Raw genomic sequence first — 21665 nt, forward strand, 5'->3', positions numbered from 1 at the left:
GTGCGAACGGCGCATGTCACGGGCGGAGCGGGATTTTTTGTTCTGCTGAACAGCCATAATTGATTAACTCCTAAACGTTTGGGTCACGCTTTAACTGCGCCAATACACTGAACGGGTTGGACCGCGTTACCTCGTCCTCGCCTGGTTCGGGCTCATCGAGACCCGCCGGCTGCTGGCATTCTTCCGGATGATGAGCAGGCACAATGGGCAAGGCGAGCAAAAGCTCCTCCTCGATCAGTGCATGCAGATCCAATGGATCTTCGCCCAGTTCCAGCACGTCATAACCTTTCGGTAACGACTGGGTATTCGCACCCTCTTTCACCACAGCGTAACTGCATTCGCTGTGGATCGGCAGGGTGACCAGCTCAAGACAACGCTGGCAAACCATTTTGACATCAACGTCGATGGAGCTGTGAATTACTACAGATCTTCGCTCGTCGCGTTCAAAAACAAATTTAGCCTGGACCGTACCGACATCGTCGGAAAGCGGGTCGCAGAGTCTCTCCAAATCAGCCAGCAGCACTTCACCTTGAAGGGTAGTGCCACGATCAGCTAATTTGCGCGGGTCAACGTGAGGTGGAATCGGGTCATTCAACATAGGCGCAGCATTCTAGGGATGCCCCCCTCACCTGTCAAAGGAAATTGTGCCTGTGCGACATCCCGCATGCCCGCTAGAATCGGCGACCACCTTCAGGAGCCACGCATGCTGCCATTATTACTTGCTTCAAGCTCGGTTTATCGCCGCGATTTACTGGCACGCCTGCAACTGCCTTTCACGTGCAGCACGCCAGATATCGACGAAAGCCATCGCCCCGGCGAATCCGCCATTGAGCTGGTCAAACGCCTGTCCCTGCAAAAAGCCCAGGCACTGGCGACAACGCACCCAAACCATTTGATCATCGGTTCTGATCAAGTCGCCGTGCTCAACGATCAGATCATCGGCAAGCCACACACGTTTGACAAGGCCCGCCAGCAACTATTAAACGCCAGCGGCACCCGCGTGAGCTTTCTGACCGGCCTAACCCTGCTCAACAGCCAGACAGGGCTCTACCAGACCGACTGCGTACCGTTCACTGTGCACATGCGCAACCTGAGCGCCGAACAGATAGAGCGCTACCTGCATGCAGAGGAGCCTTATGATTGCGCAGGCAGTTTTAAAGCCGAAGGCTTGGGCGTCAGCCTGTTTCAGCGCACCGAAGGCGACGACGCTACCAGCCTGGTCGGGCTGCCCTTGATACGCCTGGTCGACATGCTGCTGGCGCAAGGCGTTGCAATACCCTGACCCCCGGCAAGAGCGACCGCTCTAAAGATCAAAAGATCGCGAGCAAGCTCGCTCCTACTGGCGATCTTTTGATCTGGCTTTTAATCCAAAGGACCCCATCAAATTAACGCAGCGTAAGGCCGGAATCTCAAGTGGCCGTGACCGCGGCAATGGATAGGATTGCCCTACGACAGCCCGCCTACTAGAGAACCTTTGTGATCGCGCATAAAAAACCGGCCATTCAGGCCGGTTTTATTAACGCTTATCGATCAACGCAGTGTCGGGCCTTGAAAGCCCATCCACATGGCCAACTGCTCAGCCACACTGGCACCGAGCTTTTTCGAGAAGCGATCAAAAGGCGATTCTTGCACCGTGAAATCGACCAACTCTTTTTCACCGATCACATCACGCGCAACCGAACTCGCACTTCCGAGCCCGTCGATCAAGCCCAACGGCAATGCTTGCTGGCCCGTCCAGACCAAACCCGAGAACAACTCCGGGTGCTCTTTGTCCTTCAGACGGTCTCCGCGCCCCTGCTTCACACTGGCAATAAATTGCTCATGCGTCACATTCAAGACACCCAGCCAAAACTTGGTTTCATCCGGCTTTTCAGGCTCAAACGGGTCGAGGAAAGCCTTGTGCTCACCTGACGTGTAAGCACGACGCTGAACGCCCAGCTTCTCCATGGCCCCCACAAAACCAAACCCGGCCGCCGTCACACCAATCGAACCAACCAGGCTCGCTTTATCGGCATAAATTTCGTCGGCGGCACTGGCAATGTAATAAGCACCCGAAGCCCCAAGATCGGAAATCACCGCGTACACTTTGGTATCTGGATGCAAACCGCGCAAACGACGGATCTCGTCGTACACATAGCCAGACTGCACAGGGCTGCCACCCGGGCTGTTGATGCGCAGCACCACACCCTTGACCTTCGGATCAGCAAACGCCGCCTGCAGGCTGGTGACCAGATTATCGGCACTGGCCATTTCTTTATCAGCAATCACGCCACGCACATCTATCAGCGCCGTGTACGCACCACTGGTTGCACTGCGCTCCACGCCCAACAGCGGCGTAAACAAAAACAACACTGCAATCAAATAGCAGAAAGTAAGCGCCTTGAAGAAAATCCCCCAGCGACGCGCGCGACGCTGCTCCTGGACCCCCGCCAACAAGGTTTTTTCCAGCAACTTCCAGCTCTTGTCATCACCGGCAATCGGCTCAGACTCAGCGGGTGCCTTCCATTGATCAACCATGCTTAACCCCAGCAAAGACTTTAATTAACCGGCTGACCCAGCCAGGCACGCAACTCAGGAAAACTGTGAATCGCCAAACAGGGCTCGAACGCCAACAAACGCTCCATTGACTGAGCACCATAGCCCACTGCAACGGAATCGATACCCGCATTGCGTGCCATCAGCAAATCAAAGGAAGCATCTCCCACCATCAACGCCTCGGCAGGGCTCACCTTACAATGGGCCAGGATCTGGTTGAGCATTAACGGATCGGGCTTGCTTGCGGTTTCATCGGCGGCTTTCGTGACATCGAAGAAATCTTCCAGACCATGCGCCTTAAGCACACGATCAAGCCCTCTGCGCGCCTTACCCGTTGCGACAGCCAAGTGATAGCCTTCAGCACGAAATGCCTGAAGCGCTTCCATAACACCGGCAAACAAGGGGGACGGCTCAGCATCAAGGTCGATATAGACATCCGCATAGTGCTGACGAAAGGCTTTTACCTGCTCATCAGCCATATCGGGATAAAGCGTCAGAATGGCCTCAGGCAACCCCAGCCCAATAATCCCTTTCACGGATTCTGCATCACGCTCGGGGCGACCCGCACGCTGCGCCGCGACTTGCATCGCGGTCACAATCCGGCCAATGGAATCGACCAACGTGCCGTCCCAGTCAAAAATCAGCAGCTTGTACTCATTCCGCACTCAGGCGCTCCACGGTCTTGGCCCACATATCGTCAACAGGTGCCTGGAATTTCATCTCGCCACCCTCGGGCAACGGCACCGTCAGCATATAGGCATGCAAGAACAGACGCTTGCCACCCAGGTCGCGAATTTCTTTGGAAAAATCTTCATCGCCGTACTTGGTATCACCGGCAATGCAATGCCCCGCATGCAGCGTATGCACACGAATCTGGTGAGTACGCCCGGTAATCGGCCTGGCTTCGATCATGGTTGCGAAATCGCCAAAACGACGCAGCACCTTGAACACGGTGACCGACTCTTTACCTTCCTCGTTCACTTCAACCATGCGCTCGCCGGAACGCAGATTGCTCTTCATCAGCGGCGCACGCACCTGCTTGACCGAGGTTTCCCAGCGACCACGCACCAGCGCCATATAGCGCTTATCAACACCATCACCACGCAACGCTTCGTGCAGATGGCGCAACATGCTGCGTTTTTTAGCAATCATCAACAGCCCGGACGTGTCACGGTCCAGGCGATGCACAAGCTCCAACTCTTTGGCATCCGGACGCAGTTGACGAAAGGCTTCAATCACGCCAAACGTCAAACCGCTACCGCCATGCACAGCGATACCGGCGGGCTTGTTCAACACAATCAACGCTTTGTCTTCGTAGACAATCGCAGCTTCAAGCCGTTGTAACAAACCTTGCGCCACCGGCACCGGCTCATCGCGCTCAGGCACGCGAACCGGCGGCACGCGCACGATATCGCCAGCCTGCAGCTTGTACTCAGGCTTGATCCGCCCCTTGTTCACACGCACTTCGCCTTTACGCAAAATGCGGTAAATCAAGGTCTTGGGAACACCCTTGAGCCGGGCAAGTAAAAAATTGTCGATGCGCTGGCCGGCATATTCCGGCGAGACCTCAAGCAGCTGGACGCTGGGGGTCGGGGGGGTTGTAGTCGTCATGCCGCGGATCATAACAATTTTTATGGATTTGAAGCACTTAATCATTGCTGCTATAGTCGCGAACGCCGCCAAAAACGGCCTGGACAGCGGAATAACGGTAAAACGCCGACCCTGACCAACGCTCTTCACGAGGACGCGAGGCCGTCCTACGGGGCTTTTGCTATACACGAGGTACCTGGAGTTGTAACAAGCGCAGGTGACATGAGGCCTGAAGCGAGCCTGGAAAGCAGAGTGCAAACTCGCCTTTTACGCCGATATTCACGGCCAGTTCACAAAGTGCAGTCATCGACGGGTATGTCGAGCGAATGTTTCGGAAACATCGCCTTTATTAGCCATGATGCGTGAACTCCCCTTTTGGAGAACACGGTAAATGCCAACCCGCTGCGGATTCTGCGCGCGGCAGCACCCGAATTATCAAGGATACGTGTAGGGTGGAGATGCACAACCGTCGGACTGTGTAGCACTAGGCTTTATCAAGACGCTTCATCTCGTCCACAGCCGCTGGTTGATTCCTCCTCCTGACTGAGTGCTTAACTTAAGTCACCACAGCAAGCAGGAAGCGTAAGTCGCGACTTCGCCCCCATTGGTCGAACCTCGCTGGACACTGGAGTATTCCTCCTGACGCACCTGACACCGACCATGAGAAGTCGTGTGTGCCGAACGCCGTTTCCGGTAGCCCGGAAACCGACGGTACAACATGAAAAGAATGCTGATTAACGCAACTCAACCTGAAGAGTTGCGTGTTGCACTGGTAGATGGCCAACGCCTCTACGACCTGGACATTGAGTCAGGTGCACGCGAGCAGAAAAAAGCCAATATTTACAAAGGCCGCATCACTCGCATCGAACCAAGCCTTGAGGCTGCCTTTGTCGATTTCGGCTCTGAGCGCCACGGCTTTCTGCCCCTCAAAGAAATCTCCCGCGAGTACTTCAAGAAAGCCCCTGAAGGCCGCGTCAACATCAAAGACGTCCTGAGCGAAGGCCAGGAAGTCATTGTGCAGGTTGAGAAAGAAGAGCGTGGCAACAAGGGCGCAGCCCTGACCACCTTCATCAGCCTCGCCGGCCGCTACCTTGTGCTGATGCCGAACAACCCGCGTGCTGGCGGCATTTCCCGTCGCATCGAAGGCGAAGAGCGCAACGAACTGCGCGAAGCCCTGAACGGCCTGATCGCTCCTGCCGATATGGGCTTGATCGTGCGCACTGCCGGCCTTGGCCGCAGCAGCGAAGAAATGCAGTGGGACCTGGATTACCTGCTGCAACTCTGGACCGCCATTAAAGAAGCTTCCCTTGATCGCTCCGCGCCCTTCCTGATCTACCAGGAAAGCAACGTGATCATCCGCGCTATCCGCGATTACCTGCGCCAGGACATCGGCGAAGTGCTGATCGACAGCGTTGAAGCCCAGGACGAAGCCCTGACCTTCATCCGCCAGGTGATGCCGCAGTACGCCAGCAAAATCAAGCTCTACGAAGACAGCGTTCCGCTGTTCAATCGCTTCCAGATCGAAAGCCAGATCGAAACCGCCTTCCAGCGCGTGGTTGAACTGCCTTCCGGCGGCTCCATCGTGATCGACCCGACCGAAGCCCTGGTGTCCATCGACATCAACTCGGCGCGCGCCACCAAAGGCAGCGATATCGAAGAAACCGCCCTGCAAACCAACCTTGAAGCGGCTGAAGAGATCGCCCGTCAGTTGCGCCTGCGCGACATCGGCGGCCTGATCGTCATCGACTTCATCGACATGACCCCTGCCAAAAACCAGCGCGCCGTGGAAGAAAAAGTCCGCGAATGCCTGGAAGCCGACCGTGCCCGCGTACAAGTGGGTCGTATCTCGCGCTTTGGCCTGCTGGAAATGTCCCGTCAGCGCCTGCGTCCATCCCTGGGTGAAAGCAGCGGCATCGTGTGCCCGCGCTGCAACGGCACTGGCATCATCCGTGATGTCGAATCGTTGTCGCTGGCCATTCTGCGCCTGATCGAAGAAGAAGCCCTGAAAGACCGTACTGCCGAAGTACGCGCTCAAGTGCCGATTCCGGTCGCTGCGTTCCTGCTCAACGAAAAACGCAACTCGATCACCAAAATCGAACTGCGCACCCGTGCTCGTATCGTTATCCTGCCGAACGACCACCTCGAGACACCGCACTTCGAAGTGCAGCGTCTGCGTGATGACAGCCCGGAAGCCCACACCAATCAGTCCAGCTACGAAATCGCTGCCGCTGCTGCTGAAGTGGAAGAAGTTCAACCGGCCGCCGCGACGCGCACTCTGGTCCGCCAGGAAGCCGCCGTTAAAGCCGCACCACCACGCGCCTCGGCACCGGTTCCCACCGAGGCGGCAGCCACACCGGCCCCGGCCCCGGCCGCTACCATCGCTGAACCAAGCCTGTTTAAGGGCCTGGTCAAGTCGTTGGTCAGCCTGTTCGCCAGCAAGGAAGAGCCTGCAGCCCCTGCCGTGGTTGAAAAACCGGTTGCGACTGAGCCACGCCCTGCACGCAACGAAGAACGTCGCAACGGCCGCCAGCAAACCCGCAGCCGTAACGGTCGCCGCGACGAAGAGCGCAAGCCACGCGAAGAGCGTGCACCTCGTGAAGAGCGCGCACCACGCGAGCCTCGCGAAGTGCGCGAAACCCGCGAAGAAACGCCGGTTGTTGCCACCGCACCTCGTGAAGAACGCGCTCCGCGCCCACCGCGCGAAGAGCGTCAGCCTCGTGCCCCGCGTGAAGAGCGCAAGCCTCGCGGCGAAGGCCGTGAAGAGCGCGTTCGCGAATTGCGCGAGCCTCTTGATGCAGCCCCGGCGGTTGCCGCCGTCGCAGCAGTGTCCAACGAAGAAGAACGCCCGGCTCGCCCACCGCGTGAAGAGCGCCAGCCTCGTGCGCCGCGCGAAGAACGTGCACCACGTGAAACCCAACCTGTTGCTGCCCCGGAAGACGAAGAAGCGCTGTCAACTGAAGAGCAATCACAAGACGACACGCAGGATAACGCCGAAGGCGATCGTCCTCGTCGCCGCTCCCGTGGCCAGCGTCGTCGCAGCAACCGCCGTGAACGTCAACGCGATGCCAATGGCAATGTGATTGAAGGCTCGGAAGAAAACAGCGAAGAAGCCAACGCCGACAACACACCCGCCAGCACTGCTGAACTGGCTGCAGGCCTGGCAGTCACTGAAGCCGTTGCCAGCTCGGTCATCAGCGCTCCTGCTGAAGCCCAGGCCAATCAACAGGCTGAACGTGCGACCCAGGCTATTGAGGAGTCGACCCAGGCTGAAACAGCGGTTGAAGAGGTTAAAACAACTGCAGTCGCCCTCGTGCCGACACCGGCTGTTGAGGCACCTGTCGTAGAAACAACCGTCGCTCAAGCGCCAGCAGCCGAAGTCGTGGCTCAGGCCGAAGCCGTCAAGGCACCTGAGGCTCCAGCAACACCAGAAGCCCAACCTGAAGTCCAGGCCGCTGCCGAACCTGCTCCTGTGGCACAAGCGCCTGTTGTTGTCGCTGAGCCGGTGGTTGAGGTTGCAGTTGACGCGCCTGCTGTCGAAGCGCCGTCGGTAGAAGAGCCGGTGATCAAAGCCCCTGCTGTTGAGGAACCGGCCATCGAAGCACCGGCCGTCGAAGAAGCACCTGAGCCCGTCAAGGAAACTCGCGTTGTACGTGAGCCCGTCAAGGAAACTCGCGTTGTACGTGAGTCCGTTGCTGAGCCAGCCGTGGCGGCAACAGCGCCTGCACCTGCGGCAGAGCCGGTTGCAGCTGAAGTCGTGGTAACTGAAGCCGTGGTTGAGACCGTTGTAGCAGTAGAGCCTGCTGCGGTTGAAACCGTGGTTGCTGCTGAAGTGGTCGAGACCGCCGTTGTGACGGCACCCGAGCCGGCACCCGCCGCCCCCTCGCTGCCAAGCAACGGTCGTGCCCCTAACGACCCGCGTGAAGTCCGTCGTCGCAAACGCGAAGAAGCTGCAGCAGCTGCCGCAGCCGCCCAAGCCACTGCGAACGAAGCCGTAGCCCAGGAAAAGGAACACGAGCCTAAACCCCTCGCCTAATTCCGAAGGCCACTAAAAAGCCCCGCCAGTTCGCACTGGCGGGGCTTTTTTACGGCCGTTGAACGGGTTTCAACCCCCCCTCTTTAATAGACGTTCGGCTCCATCTCCAGCTTCACACTGAAACGCTGCTCGATATCAGCCTGTATCTGTCGTGCCAATGCCAGCAGCTGCAAGCCGGTGGCCTTGCCATAGTTCACGAGAACCAATGACTGCAGGCAATGTACTCCCGCATCGGCATCACGAAAGCCTTTCCAGCCCGCCGCCTCGATCAACCAGCCTGCCGCCAGTTTGACCTGACCATCGGCCTGCGGATAACCCACCAGACCGGGGTACGCCACCTTCAAATCGGCCGCCAGCGCCGCTGACACCAATGGGTTTTTGAAGAAGCTGCCGGCGTTGCCCAGCACCGCCGGGTCAGGCAATTTCTCGCTGCGAATAGTGCTGATTGCACGGCTCACATCACTGGCCGACGGCCGCTCAATACCCTGCTCGCTCAATCGCTGGCGTACCGGGCCGTATTCAAGGTGCAAATGCTCCACTCGACTGAGTGCAAACCGCACCCGCAAGATCAGCCAGCGCCCGGCCTGCTGTTTGAATACGCTGTCACGATAGCCAAAGCAGCACTGTTCCAGACTGAACTCACGCAACTCGCCGGTCTGACGGTCAAGCGCCGTCAACCCCGCAAACACATCCTTGATCTCAACCCCGTAGGCACCGATGTTTTGCATCGGCGCAGCCCCCACTGTGCCGGGGATCAAGCTCAGGTTTTCAAGCCCGCAGAAGCCCCGCGCCAGGGACCACAGCACAAAGTCGTGCCAGACTTCACCCGCTTCGGCTTCGACCATGACACGCTCGCCATCATCTTCCAGTACACGAATGCCACGACTGGCCATTCGCAGTACCAATGCATCCACATCAGCGGTCAACAGCAGGTTGCTGCCGCCGCCGATCACCAGCAAAGGCAATGCCCGATCAACCGCGCACTGTAACGCTGCCCGTACGTCGGTATCCGTGTAAGCCTGGGCAAACAGACGGGCCCGCGCATCGACACCAAAACTGTTAAAGGGTTTGAGCGATGCATTCACTTGCAACTGCAAACTCATACACGTCCCTTTAGCTCGACAACCAGGCTGTCACATGCACGCTCGACCAAATCCAGCACCTCTTCAAACCCGTGTTCGCCATCGTAGTAAGGGTCGGGAACTTCATCTTTCATGCCGGCGTAACGTCGCAGGAACAGGTCCAGTTCGGCCTTGCCACTGGCAGGCTGCAAGGCTTTAAGGTCGCGCAGATTGCTATGGTCCATCGCCAGAATCAGGTCATAGCGATCGAAGTCAGCGGCGCTGACCTGCTGAGCGCGTTGCGTAGACAGATCATAGCCGCGCCGTTTGGCCGCTCGCTGGCTACGCGAGTCCGGCGCTTTACCCACATGCCAATTGCCCGTGCCCGCAGAGGCCACCGTAACCTGCTCGGTCAATCTCGCTTCATGCAACTTGGCGCGCAATACGCCTTCGGCGGTGGGCGAACGGCAAATATTGCCCAGACAAACAAACAGGACGCGCATTAGGCCTCCAACAAACGCCGTACGCGTTCAAGGTCTTCAACCGTATCAACCCCCGCAGGCGGGGCTACCAGCACATCAGCCACATGGATGCGCACGCCATGCCACAGCGCTCGCAATTGCTCCAGGCGCTCAGTGTTTTCGAGCCAGCACGGGCCCCAACTGACGAAGTCGTGCAAGAAACCTGCGCGGTACGCATAAATACCAATGTGCCGGCGGTATGGCACACCCTGCGGCAGCACGTCCGTTTGGCGGGCAAAATCATCACGGGCCCACGGCAATGTCGCCCGGCTGAAGGTTAGCGCCAGTCCATTAATATCGCTGACGACCTTGACCACATTGGGATTGAACAGTGTGTCGATGTCTTCGATCGGCTCCGCCAGGGTCGCCATGCTCGCTTCGGCATGCGCGGCCAGGTTAGCTGCAACCTGATCGATCACCTGCGGCGGAATCATGGGTTCATCACCCTGCACATTGACCACAATGGCCTGGCTGTCCAAACCCAATTGCGTCGCTACTTCAGCCAGACGATCAGTGCCGGACTCGTGGTCCATGCGCGTCATCAGCACCTCAGCGCCAAACGCCTGGCAAGCCTCAACAATTCGTACATCGTCGGTGGCAACCACCACCCGCTGCGCACTGCTTTGGCAGGCCTGCTCCCAAACGTGCTGGACCATTGGCTTGCCAGCAATCAGCAGCAGCGGCTTGCCCGGCAGCCGGGTCGAGGCAAAGCGCGACGGAATAACGACGGTAAACGCGGTCATTTATCCAGACGCTCATCGGTGCTGATGGTACGAGCTTCGGTTTCAAGCATCACCGGAATACCATCACGAATCGGGTAAGCCAGGCCGGCACCTTTGCTGATCAGTTCGGTTTTATCGGCACTGAGTTTGAGTGGGCCTTTGCAAACAGGGCAAGCGAGGATATCGAGCAATTTGGTGTCCATGTAGGTTCCCCTGGATAAAGATGAATTAGGGCAAAAGACGCTGTAGCTGTTGATCAAGCCAAAGCACAAAAGCCTCTGATGGTGCCGCATCCACCGTCAGGTACCACCAGTCAGGTGACGCAAAGTCACGGCACTTCACCGCGTCCTTTTCCGTCATGACCACGGGCAATGGCGGCGTAAATTTCAAGACTTCAGCGCTGTAAGGCGCATGGTCAGCAAAAGCATGGGCGATTGGCTGCCAGTGTAGCGTTTCAAGGGTGGTGAAGAAACGCTGCGGGTTACCGATCCCGGCCACCGCATGCACCGCTTGCCCCGGCGGGAAATGGTCCAGCGGCTGACGCTCGCCACTGAGCAGGTTGATCAGTGCCGCCGGTTTCAATTGAAAGGCAAAGCCTGCCAGCGGGTCACTGGCCGCACCGTTATACAACACGGCATCGACACTCTGTAGACGCTCAACCGGCTCACGCAGCGGGCCAGCGGGCAGGCAACGACCGTTTCCCAACCCCCGGGCGTTATCGATCAGCACCAACTCAAGGTCACGGGCCAAACGGTAATGCTGCAAGCCATCGTCCGACAAAATCAGGTCGAGCGGCTCACTGGCCAGCAAGCCTTGCACCGCTCGGCTACGGTCCGGGTCAATCATCAAGGGCACGCCGCTGCGCTGCACAATCAGTAGCGGCTCATCGCCCGCAACCTCGGCACTCTGCTCAGCCCGAACACGCCAGGGAAACTGCGGTGGCCTGGCACCATAGCCACGACTCACCACCCCGACCCGCAGGCCTTGGCGCTGACAGTGTTCGATCAACCATAAAATCAGCGGCGTTTTACCGGTGCCGCCCACAGTGATGTTGCCGACCACCACGACCGGCACAGGCGCACGGTAAATAGTGCCTTCACCGGCCACAAACCGCGCCCGCTTGCGCTCAACCACCCGCCGGTACAAACACTCCAGCGGGCGCAGCAGGGCCAGCAACGGATGCCCGGCATACCAGGCGCGCAACAAACGATCAGACATAGCCATCAGGGAGTCGCCTGCGCCTCGACCGTGGTCATGCGCAAGTGGCTGAAACCGAGTTTACCGGCCGCATCCATTGCAGTGATCACGGCTTGATGTCGGGCGTTGCCATCGGCGCTGATCGACAACGGCAACGACGTGTCGCCGCCAGACTCTTTCTGCAAGGCTTCCATCAAGTGGGTCAAATCGCTTTGCAGCAACACTTGGTTGTTCACTGAGAACACCCCGTCGGCACTGATTGCTATGTCCAGTTGCTTGGCATTCTGATCTTCGCTGGGCGAGCCGCTGACGGCCTCCGGCAAGTCGACCCGCAACTGGGTTTCACGGGTAAACGTGGTGGTTACAACAAAAAACAGCAGCAGGATAAACACCACGTCAATCAACGACGCGAGGTTGATATCGACCGTTTCTCGCGGCTTGCGGCGAAATTTCACGCGTTGCTCCCGACCATGTCGACTTCGCGGTCGCCCTGTACCACTTCGACCAGCTTGATCGCTTCCTGCTCCATGCCGACCACCAGTTCATCCACACGGCGTTGCAAAAAGCGGTGGAAGAACACCGCCGGGATCCCCACCATCAAGCCAGCAGCCGTCGTAATCAGTGCCTTGGAAATACCACCGGCCAAAATGGCCGCGTTGGTGGTCATGCCCGAGCCCATGAACGAGCTGAAAATATCGATCATGCCCAGCACGGTTCCCAACAAGCCCAGCAAGGGGGCCATCGCCGCAATCGTACCCAGCGTATTGAGGTAACGCTCCAGCTCATGGATGACACGGGCGGCCGCCTCTTCGATGCACTCTTTCATGATCTCGCGGCCATGTTTTGAGTTGGCCAGGCCTGCCGCCAGGATCTCCCCCAGCGGGGAGTCGGCGCGCAATTGCTTGAGTTTGTCTTTGTCCAGTTGCTTGTCCTTGATCCAGACCCAGACTTGCCCCAACAAATGAGGTGGGGTCACGCGGCTGGCACGCAAGGTCCACAGGCGCTCGACAATAATGCCCAGCGCGGCAACAGAACTCAGAATGATCGGCAGCATCATCCAGCCGCCGGATTTGACCAGTTCCCACACAGTGACAATCCCCTCGAAAAAGTGCGCCACTCTACCACACGAATGCGCGCTCACTCGCCCGTACAGGCGAGCCAACACGCGTTAGCCGCGCCAGAACCGGCGCTGGTCACGCAGGCTTTGCGCCTCGCCAAAAGCCCCTAAACGAAACTGCACCGCATCGTGTACGGCACTGTCCCACACAGTCATCGCCAATGCGTTGTAACGCGCCATCACTTGCGGGTGCGGGTGGCCAAAGCTGTTGCCGTGCCCCCGGGAGATCAAGACTGAAGTAGACGACAACGCCTTGAGAAATACCATTGACGATGACGTGCGGCTGCCATGATGCGGTGATTGTAACCATTGTGTCGGCACCGCCAACGGGCTTTGCAGCAACGCTCGCTCGGCCTGAACGTCAATATCCCCCGTCAGCAGCAACCGTTCCTCGTTGGCATTGACCTGAAGCACGCAGGATTTCTGATTACTATCGGTCGCGCCCTCCCATTGCCACAGCGTGAACGTCACCCCGTCCCACTCCCAGTTCTCCCCCGTCGTACAGGGTTGCGCTTGTAATTGAGCAGGCAATCCAGCCACGTCGCCACTGACCACCCGTGTGACAGCCCGTTCACGCTGTACCGCGAGCGCGCCACCCGCGTGGTCCGAGTCGGCATGGCTGATCACCATCATGTCGAGCTTATCAACGCCCAATGAACGCAACACAGGCACCACCACCCGCTCACCCAAATCAAGATCCCGAACCCTGGGGCCGGCGTCATACAGCAACGTGTGATGACGGGTTTGCAGCACCATCGCCAACCCCTGCCCGACGTCCAGTTGCCACACCTGAACTTGGCCGTGCGGGATTGAAGCGCGCGGCGCAAACACCGCGAGCAAGACCAGCGGCCAACCCAGCGGTCTGAGGGGAACACCCGCCGGCAACAGCAGCAACAGAACACCCAGCACACTCAAGCCCCACACGCCGATCGGCACATCGCTCGGCTGCCAGGGCGAGACCTGCTCGGCCAACACTGCCAGCACACGAATCAGCCCATCCAGTAAAGCGCCCGACAGCCACAACAACCCATCGCCAAGCCAGGGCACGGGTAACAGCAAGGTTCCCAACAACGCTGTCGGCAGTACCGCCAGGCTGATCCAGGGCACCGCCACCAGATTGGCCAACGGCCCGGTGAGACTGATTGGCAGGCCGAGTATCCACAATAGCGGCAGCAGCCCCACAGCGATCAACCCTTGGGGCCGCAACCAGGCCGCACGCCACCCCCAAGGCCCCAGTCGCGCGCCAAAGGTAAAAATCAGCACCGCCACAGCACCAAAAGACAACCAGAAGCCCGGCCGCAGGCTGGCCAGCGGTTCAATCACAAGAACCGCATTGAGTGCCACCAAAAAGGGCAACCAGGCCCCCAAATGGCGAAAGCGCAATCGCCAGGCCAGCACCAGCGCAAGCATCATGCAAGCCCGCTGAACGGGCACTTCAAAGCCCGCCAGTAGGCCGTAGGCGGTTGCGCCCGCAAAAGCCAGCCCGCACGCCCAAGGCAGCCAAGGCAACCGCTGCGGCCACCACCCATAACGCGCCAGCAGTGCGACCAGGCCGTAGATCAGCCCCGCAAACAGGCCAATATGCTGCCCCGAGATCACCAACAAATGCACGGTGCCCGTCGCTTGCAATATCGCCCAGTCGTCGCGGCTCAAGCCGGACCCGTCGCCCATCACCAGCGCGGCCAGCCAGGGGGCCCGGTCATGGGCACCACTGTGCAACAACCGCTGGCGTAAACCGTCTCGCCAAGCGTAACGGGCCGGTGCCAACAACTGACCATCTTTGACGCTACCGGTGGCTCCAATACGCTGTGCCAGCAACCAGGCTTCGTAATCGAAGCCCTGAGGGTTGAGCAACCCCCTGGGGCGCTTGAGTTTGACCGCCAAGCGCCAGCGCTCGCCACTGTTTACAGACGGGCCGCCATACCAACTCAACCGCAAGGTCTTGGGTAATCGGGTATGCCGCGAATAAGCGTCACTCACTTCAAAGCGCACACTGCCCTCCGAGTGCTGCGCCAGCCCGATGACACGCCCCTCAACCCACAGGGTTCGACCGTCCATCGTGCTGGGTAAACGATCATCGATTGCCCACTGCCCCTGCACACAGGCCCAGGCAAAACCCAGCACAAACAACCCGGCCAGGTACCTGCGAAAGACCAGCAGCCCCCCACCCGCGACCCATAGCAGCCACACACACCACACCGGCGGCAATACCGGTAAAAAACGCAAGGCAAGCAAGCCCGACGCCAGCGCCAACATCCCTGTATGCATAGCCAGCCCAAAAAAGTCCTTCCCTTCGGATTAGCTGAAACCGTGGCGTGGCGCTTTATTAATTGTCACAAAGTCTGAATAGGCATACCGCGCGATTTGGGCATACTGCCTGATTGATCCTAGGGAGAGGCCCATGCCAAAGCGTTTATTCAAACGTTATATGCCAGACCCGGCGAGCATCAGGGAACACAAGTCCTTACGCTTCATGGGCACCTTGCTGCATGACCCCAACCTTTGGCACCTCAATCGCCACTCCGTTGCCCGGGCGATGGCGGTCGGCATCTTCGCGGCGTTTATCCCGATGCCGTTTCAGATGTTGCTGGCCGCTTTTCTGGCCATTACCGTGCGCAGCAACATGCCAATCTCTGTCGGGCTGGTCTGGCTGACCAACCCCATCACCATGCCGCCAGTGTTCTACCTGACCTACCAAATCGGGGCGTGGCTCATGAGTGTGCCGGCGCGCACCCTCCCCGACACACTGACCTGGGAATGGATCAGCAGCCAACTCTCCACCGTGTGGCAACCGTTCCTGCTGGGCTCCGTGGTCTGCGGCGTGGTACTTGGGGCGCTGGCCTACTGCCTGACGATGCTGTATTGGCGCTGGTGGGTGAGCCACCAATGGAAGCGTCGACAGAAAAAGCGCGCATAAAAAAAGGCCCCGACGGGGCCTTTTGCATGACTGACGCTTACTGACGCATACCCCGCCCACTGACCAGCAAGCGGGCGCAGGCGATGTACAGCACCACCGTTGCAACCACCATAAAGGTCAGCGCCACGCTGATTTTGATATCAGACACCCCGAGAATGCCGTAACGGAAGGCGTTGACCATGTGCAGCACCGGGTTGGCCAGCGACACGCTCTGCCAGAACGGCGGCAGCAGGCTGATGGAGTAGAACACGCCGCCCAGATAAGTCAGCGGCGTCAGCACGAACGTCGGAATAATCGAAATATCATCGAAGTTTCGTGCAAATACCGCGTTGATAAAGCCCAGCAACGAGAAGATCGTCGCCGTCAGCACCACCACCACAATGGTCAGGCCCAAATGGTGGACTTGCAGGTGCGTGAAGAACAGCGACAGCAGGGTCACGATCAACCCGACGATCAACCCGCGCAAAATGCCGCCGACGGTAAAGCCGATCAAAATGGTGTGGGGCGAGACCGGCGAAACCATCAATTCTTCAATCGAACGCTGGAATTTGGCCCCAAAAAAGCTCGAGACCACGTTGCCGTAAGCGTTGGTGATCACTGACATCATGATCAGGCCGGGCACGATGTACTCCATATAGGTGAAACCACCCATATCACCGATTTGTCGGCCAATCAGGTTCCCGAAGATCACAAAGTACAAAACCATTGTGATGGCTGGCGGCAGCAAGGTCTGCGGCCAGATACGCATAAAACGGCGTACTTCACGGTAAATAATGGTGTTCAACGCAACCAGGTTGGGGCGAAACTCCGAGCTCATATCGCCACCTTCGCCAGATTTTTCTCGACCAACGACACGAACAACTCCTCAAGGCGATTGGTTTTATTACGCAAGCTGACGACTTCGATGCGTTGCGCAGCCAGCTGGGTGAACAAACCGGTAATGCCCACCGCTTTGTCCACTTGAACGGCCAGTGTGCTGGCGTCGACCAACTCGCACGGGTAACCCATCAAGTGGGGAGCCACATGCAGAGGCGCTTTCAAGTCCAACAGGAACGTTTCGACGTGCAGTTGGCCCAGCAACTGACGCATGCTGGTGTTTTCGACAATGGTGCCGTGATCGATGATGCCGATGTTGCGGCACAGTTGCTCAGCCTCTTCCAGATAGTGCGTGGTGAGGATGATGGTGGTGCCTTGCTCATTCAGTTCGGTGAGAAACGTCCACATCGAGCGGCGCAGCTCAATGTCCACGCCTGCCGTCGGCTCATCGAGAATCAACAGGCGCGGCTCGTGCACCAGCGCACGGGCAATCATCAGCCGGCGCTTCATGCCACCCGACAACGAACGCGAAGGGGTGTCGCGCTTGTCCCAAAGCCCCAGTTGAGTGAGGTACTTCTCAGCACGCTCCTTGGCGACTTTCGCGGGAATGCCGTAGTAGCCCGCCTGAGTGACGACGATATCAAACGTCTTCTCAAACTGGTTGAAATTGAATTCCTGCGGTACCACACCGATGCTGCGCTTGAGCGCGGCCGGTTCACGGTCAAGGTCATGGCCAAAGATATTCACCGTACCGCTGGTTTTGTTCACCAGGGTCGAGAGAATGCCGATGGTGGTGGATTTGCCGGCACCGTTGGGGCCGAGCAAAGCGAAGAAGTCACCTTCAGCAACATCCAGATCGATACCACTCAGGGCCTGGAAACCGTTGCCGTAGGTTTTGGTTAGCTGCCGTATGGACAGAGCGGAACTCATATCGGATTACGCACCAAGAAGGGGAATAGGGATGACTCAATAAGGGCGAACTGTCCGTAAGACAAGTCCGACAAGGCCATCGAACACCGCGCATGGTGCTTGGCCTTGCCGCACAAGTACAGTCGCCCGTATTAATAGTGAGTATTAAGTCAACGCGGTCATCACAGCGCTACGGTAAGCAGGGCGCAACTTAAGGCGTTCGTACCAGGCGTTGAGATGCGGCAATGACGGGCGCTCGATGGGCATTTCGAACCAGGCGTAGATAAACGACCCCAGCGGAATATCCCCCATGCCGATTTCATCACCAGACAAATAGGGTTTTTCGGACAACGCCTGATCAACTATCGCCAGCAGCTCGCCGCACTCCTTGATCGCCGCATGGATCTTCGGCCAATCCTGCTGTTCACGAGGAGTACGCAAAACACCCCAGAAAACATCGCGAAACGGGCTGGCAAATGACGACGTGGTCCAGTCCATCCACTTCTCGGCCTGCGCCCGCACGCGCACATCCGTCGGGTACCAGGACGTGTCGTCGCCGTATTGGGCGGCCAGGTAACGCACGATAACGTTGGACTCCCAGAGTACAAAATCATCGCCATCCTGGATCATCGGGACACGGCCATTGGGGTTCAACGCGCGGTACTCTGCACTGTTGACCACACCAAATGCCCCACCCGCCTCTTCTCGGTTGTAAGGCAGCGCCAGCTCTTCGGCGCACCAGAGCACTTTTCTGACATTTGACGAATTTTTGCGACCCCACACCTTCAACATGTTCGGACTCCTGATTGATAGACGCCGCAGCAGTCTAACTCCGAGCGACGAACTACGCGCGCAGTACGAGGTCACTATTGCTACAGCCCGACCACCGTATTCAAGAGTTGCGACTAAGCTCTCATCGGTGCCCGCCCCTGGCTTCTCGGAGGATTGAATATGCTGTTGTTGTGGATACTGGTTCTGATCATCGGCAGTGCCTGGCTGGCTCATCGCCGCACCGCCCCCCTTGCAGCCCTTGGCGTGATCGCGGTTTACCTGCTGATCATGGGCATTTACAGCCACGCGCCGGTCTGGTTAATGGTGCTGTTCTGGGTCTTGCTGGCGGCACCGGCCGCGCTGTTGCTGCTACCGGATTTACGCCGCAAACAGTTGACCGCCCCGCTGTTCCGCTGGTTTCAAAAAACCCTGCCGCCCATGTCTCAAACAGAGCGCGACGCCATTGATGCGGGTACGGTGTGGTGGGACGGCGAGTTGTTCAGCGGTCGCCCCGACTGGAACAAACTGCTGGCCTACCCCAAGGCGCAGTTGACCGAAGAAGAGCAAGCCTTTATCGACGGCCCCACCGAAGAACTGTGCGCGATGGTCACCGATTGGGAGATCGGCCAGGCCATGGATTTACCGCCCCAGGCTTGGGCGCATATCAAGACCCATGGCTTTTTTGCCCTGATCATCCCCAAAGCTTACGGCGGCAAAGGCTTCTCGGCTTACGCTCATTCACAAGTGGCCATGAAACTTGCCACCCGTAGCGGCGACCTGGCCTCGACGGTGATGGTCCCCAACTCCCTCGGGCCCGCCGAGTTGCTGTTGCATTACGGCACGGATGAACAACGCGACCATTATCTGCCGCGGCTGGCGCGGGGCGATGACATCCCGTGTTTCGCCCTGACCGGCCCGCTGGCGGGTTCGGATGCCGGAGCCATGCCCGACACCGGCATCATCTGCAAAGGCCAATGGCACGGTGAAGAAGTGCTGGGCCTGCGCCTGAACTGGGAAAAACGCTACATCACCCTCGGCCCCGTCGCCACCTTGCTCGGCCTTGCGTTCAAAGCGTACGACCCGGACCACTTGCTGGGCGACAAACACGACTTGGGCATCAGCCTGGCCCTGATCCCCACCGATACACCGGGCGTAGAAATCGGCCGCCGTCACTTGCCGCTGGGGGCTGCGTTCATGAACGGCCCGAATGCGGGCAAAGACGTCTTTATCCCGCTGGACTACCTGATCGGCGGCCAGGAAATGCTCGGCAAGGGCTGGATGATGCTGATGAATTGCCTGTCGGTCGGGCGTTCAATTTCGCTGCCCGCCGTAGGCACAGGTGCCGCCAAGTTCACCAGCCTCGTCACCGGGCAATACGCTCAGGTGCGCGAGCAGTTCAATGTGCCGCTGGCGGCGTTTGAAGGCATTCAGGAAGCCCTGGCGCGTATCGGCGGCAATGCTTGGCTAATGGACAGTGCCCGTATCCTGACCGCCAATGCCGTGGATCTGGGCGAAAAACCGTCGGTCCTCTCAGCCATCCTCAAATACCACCTGACCGAACGCGGCCGCGAGTGCATCAGCCATGCGATGGACGTCCACGGCGGCAAGGGCATCATCATGGGGCCCAACAACTACCTGGGCCGCAACTGGCAAGGCGCGCCTATTTTCATCACCGTTGAAGGCGCGAATATCCTGTCGCGCAACCTGATGATCTTCGGCCAGGGTGCCATTCGCTGCCATCCCTTCGTACTGAAGGAAATGGCTCTCGCCAGCCGTGAGGACAAGGATCAAGCCCTGAAGGAGTTTGACGGCTTGCTGCTCAGCCACATCGGCTTTGCGGTGAGTAACGCCGCCAGTACGTTTGTGTTGAACCTGGGCCTTGGTCGCTTCGAGCACACTCCCGGTGACAGCCTAAGCCAAGGCTACTTCCGCGCCCTCAACCGCCAGGCGGCAGCGTTTGCGCTGCTGGCCGACTTGAGCATGATGCTGCTGGGGGGCGAGTTGAAGCGCCGTGAGCGCTTGTCAGCCCGCCTGGGCGATGTGTTGAGCCACCTGTACCTGGCCTCCGCCGCGCTTAAGCGCTATCACGACCTTGGTGCCCCCTCTTCGCTCACGCCGCTGTTTACCTGGGCGATGGAAGAAAGCCTGGGCCATGCTGAGCGGGCACTGGATGAGTTGCTGAACAACTTTCCCAACCGCATTCTGGGCTGTGCATTGCGCGTTATCGTGTTTCCGTTTGGCCGCCGCCACACCGGGCCCTCGGACGCACTGGATGCCGAAGTCGCGGCCGTCTTGGGCCGTGCCAAAGGCGATCCGGCCCTGGAAGCCCTGCTGGAAGGCTGCTATCGCCCGCAATCCCCGGACGACGCAGTGGGTGCGCTGCAACAGGCCTGCGACCTGCTGGCAACGGCCAGACCGCTCAGTAAAAAACTCCATGAGGCGCTCAAAAGTGGCCAAATCAAGCCGGCTCCCGGAGAACCGGCCATCGATGCCGCGGTAGAGGCCGGCGTACTGCAAGTGGCCGAGGCCCAGACCCTGCACGAGGCTGAAACAGCCCGCCGCAAGGTGATTGATGTGGATGATTTCGACAAACAGGCGCTTACCGCCACCGAAGGAAAAATTCGCTAGCACGACAGCGGGCGTTGAGGGCTTTATACTCTCGCGCCCGTTTTGCTCAAGAGGACACCGCAATGGCCACCAACGATCTCAACCACAACCTTGTGTTGCTCGACATTCTGCGCAGCATCCTGGTTGCTGTGGGCGACGCGGAACAAATCCCCGAGGAAAGCCACGCGCTGTTTATGGAACGCTTCGACGACATGCGCGCTTCCCTGCCAGTCGATCCTATCAATAGCCAGTACCTGGGCCAGGACATCATGTGCCAGGTGATTGAGCGTTACCCGCAAATCGCCCACCTGGTACCCCGCGACCTGCTGTGGTACTTCGGCGGCGCGTGCTTCAATTTCCTGTCCGACGAGGAACTGGACATGTACCAGACCCTGGAAGAGCGTCGTCACGAAGCGCAAGAAAACGACGAGCCGTTCGACTGGAACCAGGAAAAACAATTCCTGGCCATGCCGCCCACCGAGGAAAGCACCCAGCACTGAGTGCTAAGCCCCGTCGTAAAAGGCCCGCCCGGTGCAACACAGGGCGGGCCTTTTTTATGCAGCACCCACTACGCGCGCACCTACTACCGCGATGAACCCAGAACGACTAACAGGCTAAGCGCGAACCTGTATTTTTCCTCACAACGCAAAAAGCAGCCCTAAGGCTGCTTTCTGTGTGTTTTTTGAAACCGCGTCGCTCCAAAAAACAAAATTTGGAGCGGGAAACGAGACTCGAACTCGCGACCCCGACCTTGGCAAGGTCGTGCTCTACCAACTGAGCTATTCCCGCAATATGGCGTCCCCTAGGGGACTCGAACCCCTGTTACCGCCGTGAAAGGGCGGTGTCCTAGGCCACTAGACGAAGGGGAC

Annotated in this window: 21 protein-coding genes and 2 tRNA genes; 5 read left to right on the forward strand and 18 right to left on the reverse strand. The window is 58.7% G+C overall.

All coding sequences use genetic code 11. The features are described 5' to 3' along the window. The coding region (locus Q1W15_RS24520) for a 50S ribosomal protein L32 (protein WP_259648232.1) at positions 1-57 on the reverse strand (57 nt) is incomplete at its 3' end. Between the two features lie 13 nt (positions 58-70). Further along, positions 71-598 carry a YceD family protein gene (locus tag Q1W15_RS02390; RefSeq protein ID WP_300719987.1) on the reverse strand — a complete coding sequence of 176 codons (528 nt, stop codon included), beginning with the start codon at positions 596-598 and terminating at the stop codon, positions 71-73. Positions 599-703: 105 nt separating this feature from the next. On the opposite strand from Q1W15_RS02390, the gene Q1W15_RS02395 reads away from it, so the two are divergent. Continuing rightward, the gene (locus Q1W15_RS02395) at positions 704-1282 is read left to right on the forward strand and encodes a nucleoside triphosphate pyrophosphatase (RefSeq protein WP_300719988.1); all 579 of its coding nucleotides are present in this window, start codon (positions 704-706) and stop codon (positions 1280-1282) included. A gap of 248 nt (positions 1283-1530) precedes the next feature. Here the strand turns inward: Q1W15_RS02395 and Q1W15_RS02400 are convergent, their stop codons facing one another. From Q1W15_RS02400 to rluC, 3 genes are read right to left on the reverse strand one after another with little or no spacing between them, the layout of a single operon-like run. Then, positions 1531-2517, reverse strand: a complete 987-nt coding sequence (locus Q1W15_RS02400; RefSeq protein ID WP_300719989.1) for a S49 family peptidase — start codon at positions 2515-2517, stop codon at positions 1531-1533. A gap of 20 nt (positions 2518-2537) precedes the next feature. Next, positions 2538-3200 carry an HAD-IA family hydrolase gene (locus Q1W15_RS02405; protein ID WP_300719990.1) on the reverse strand — a complete coding sequence of 221 codons (663 nt, stop codon included), beginning with the start codon at positions 3198-3200 and terminating at the stop codon, positions 2538-2540. Beyond that, positions 3190-4146, reverse strand: coding sequence for a 23S rRNA pseudouridine(955/2504/2580) synthase RluC (gene rluC / locus Q1W15_RS02410; protein WP_300719991.1), 957 nt, complete (start codon positions 4144-4146; stop codon positions 3190-3192). The genes Q1W15_RS02405 and rluC overlap by 11 nt, the downstream gene beginning before the upstream one ends. 706 nt (positions 4147-4852) lie before the next feature. Between rluC and rne the strand changes: the two genes are divergently transcribed. Next, positions 4853-8158 (forward strand): ribonuclease E, encoded by a 3306-nt coding sequence (gene rne, locus Q1W15_RS02415; RefSeq protein WP_300719992.1) that lies wholly within the window; start codon positions 4853-4855, stop codon positions 8156-8158. 83 nt (positions 8159-8241) lie between these two features. On the opposite strand, the gene murB is transcribed toward rne, so the two are convergent. The 8 genes from murB to Q1W15_RS02455 all read right to left on the reverse strand — a co-directional run bounded on the left by murB (position 8242) and on the right by Q1W15_RS02455 (position 15044). Further along, entirely contained in the window at positions 8242-9261 is a 1020-nt protein-coding gene (murB, locus tag Q1W15_RS02420) for a UDP-N-acetylmuramate dehydrogenase (protein ID WP_300719993.1), read from the reverse strand. Continuing rightward, complete coding sequence (locus Q1W15_RS02425; protein ID WP_300719994.1) at positions 9258-9722, reverse strand: low molecular weight protein-tyrosine-phosphatase; 465 nt, start codon at positions 9720-9722, stop codon at positions 9258-9260. The genes murB and Q1W15_RS02425 overlap by 4 nt, the downstream gene beginning before the upstream one ends. After that, positions 9722-10483: a 3-deoxy-manno-octulosonate cytidylyltransferase gene (gene kdsB / locus Q1W15_RS02430; protein WP_300719995.1), complete on the reverse strand. Its 762-nt coding sequence runs from the start codon at positions 10481-10483 to the stop codon at positions 9722-9724. Before kdsB ends, Q1W15_RS02425 begins: the two co-directional genes overlap by 1 nt. Next, a complete protein-coding gene (locus Q1W15_RS02435) occupies positions 10480-10665 on the reverse strand; it encodes a Trm112 family protein (RefSeq protein WP_300719996.1) in 186 nt (61 codons plus the stop codon). Before Q1W15_RS02435 ends, kdsB begins: the two co-directional genes overlap by 4 nt. A gap of 25 nt (positions 10666-10690) precedes the next feature. Next, positions 10691-11686: a tetraacyldisaccharide 4'-kinase gene (gene lpxK / locus Q1W15_RS02440; protein ID WP_300719997.1), complete on the reverse strand. Its 996-nt coding sequence runs from the start codon at positions 11684-11686 to the stop codon at positions 10691-10693. Next, on the reverse strand, positions 11686-12114 hold the full coding sequence (locus Q1W15_RS02445) for a biopolymer transporter ExbD (protein ID WP_300719998.1): 429 nt from the start codon (positions 12112-12114) through the stop codon (positions 11686-11688). Before Q1W15_RS02445 ends, lpxK begins: the two co-directional genes overlap by 1 nt. Beyond that, on the reverse strand, positions 12111-12746 hold the full coding sequence (locus Q1W15_RS02450) for a MotA/TolQ/ExbB proton channel family protein (RefSeq protein WP_300719999.1): 636 nt from the start codon (positions 12744-12746) through the stop codon (positions 12111-12113). Before Q1W15_RS02450 ends, Q1W15_RS02445 begins: the two co-directional genes overlap by 4 nt. A gap of 81 nt (positions 12747-12827) precedes the next feature. Next, the gene (locus Q1W15_RS02455) at positions 12828-15044 is read right to left on the reverse strand and encodes a DNA internalization-related competence protein ComEC/Rec2 (RefSeq protein WP_300720000.1); all 2217 of its coding nucleotides are present in this window, start codon (positions 15042-15044) and stop codon (positions 12828-12830) included. A 133-nt stretch (positions 15045-15177) separates the two neighbouring features. On the opposite strand from Q1W15_RS02455, the gene Q1W15_RS02460 reads away from it, so the two are divergent. After that, entirely contained in the window at positions 15178-15693 is a 516-nt protein-coding gene (locus tag Q1W15_RS02460; RefSeq protein WP_300720001.1) for a DUF2062 domain-containing protein, read from the forward strand. A 37-nt stretch (positions 15694-15730) separates the two neighbouring features. Here the strand turns inward: Q1W15_RS02460 and Q1W15_RS02465 are convergent, their stop codons facing one another. The 3 genes from Q1W15_RS02465 to Q1W15_RS02475 form a co-directional block, all read right to left on the reverse strand. Then, positions 15731-16510, reverse strand: a complete 780-nt coding sequence (locus tag Q1W15_RS02465; protein WP_300720002.1) for an ABC transporter permease — start codon at positions 16508-16510, stop codon at positions 15731-15733. Beyond that, positions 16507-17439, reverse strand: a complete 933-nt coding sequence (locus tag Q1W15_RS02470) for an ABC transporter ATP-binding protein (RefSeq protein ID WP_300720003.1) — start codon at positions 17437-17439, stop codon at positions 16507-16509. The genes Q1W15_RS02465 and Q1W15_RS02470 overlap by 4 nt, the downstream gene beginning before the upstream one ends. A 144-nt stretch (positions 17440-17583) precedes the next feature. Then, positions 17584-18210 carry a glutathione S-transferase gene (locus Q1W15_RS02475; protein ID WP_300720004.1) on the reverse strand — a complete coding sequence of 209 codons (627 nt, stop codon included), beginning with the start codon at positions 18208-18210 and terminating at the stop codon, positions 17584-17586. A gap of 159 nt (positions 18211-18369) precedes the next feature. Here Q1W15_RS02475 and Q1W15_RS02480 point away from each other — a divergent pair, with 159 nt between their 5' ends. Beyond that, positions 18370-20817 (forward strand): acyl-CoA dehydrogenase, encoded by a 2448-nt coding sequence (locus Q1W15_RS02480; RefSeq protein ID WP_300720005.1) that lies wholly within the window; start codon positions 18370-18372, stop codon positions 20815-20817. Between the two features lie 62 nt (positions 20818-20879). Next, positions 20880-21296: a PA2817 family protein gene (locus Q1W15_RS02485; RefSeq protein ID WP_300720006.1), complete on the forward strand. Its 417-nt coding sequence runs from the start codon at positions 20880-20882 to the stop codon at positions 21294-21296. 213 nt (positions 21297-21509) lie between these two features. On the opposite strand, the gene Q1W15_RS02490 is transcribed toward Q1W15_RS02485, so the two are convergent. Together Q1W15_RS02490 and Q1W15_RS02495 are read right to left on the reverse strand one after the other, a co-directional pair. Beyond that, positions 21510-21585: transfer RNA gene (locus Q1W15_RS02490), tRNA-Gly, on the reverse strand. A 4-nt stretch (positions 21586-21589) separates the two neighbouring features. Then, positions 21590-21665 (reverse strand) — tRNA-Glu (locus Q1W15_RS02495).

It is taken from the genome of Pseudomonas sp. (assembly GCF_030150285.1).
GTDB lineage: Bacteria > Pseudomonadota > Gammaproteobacteria > Pseudomonadales > Pseudomonadaceae > Aquipseudomonas.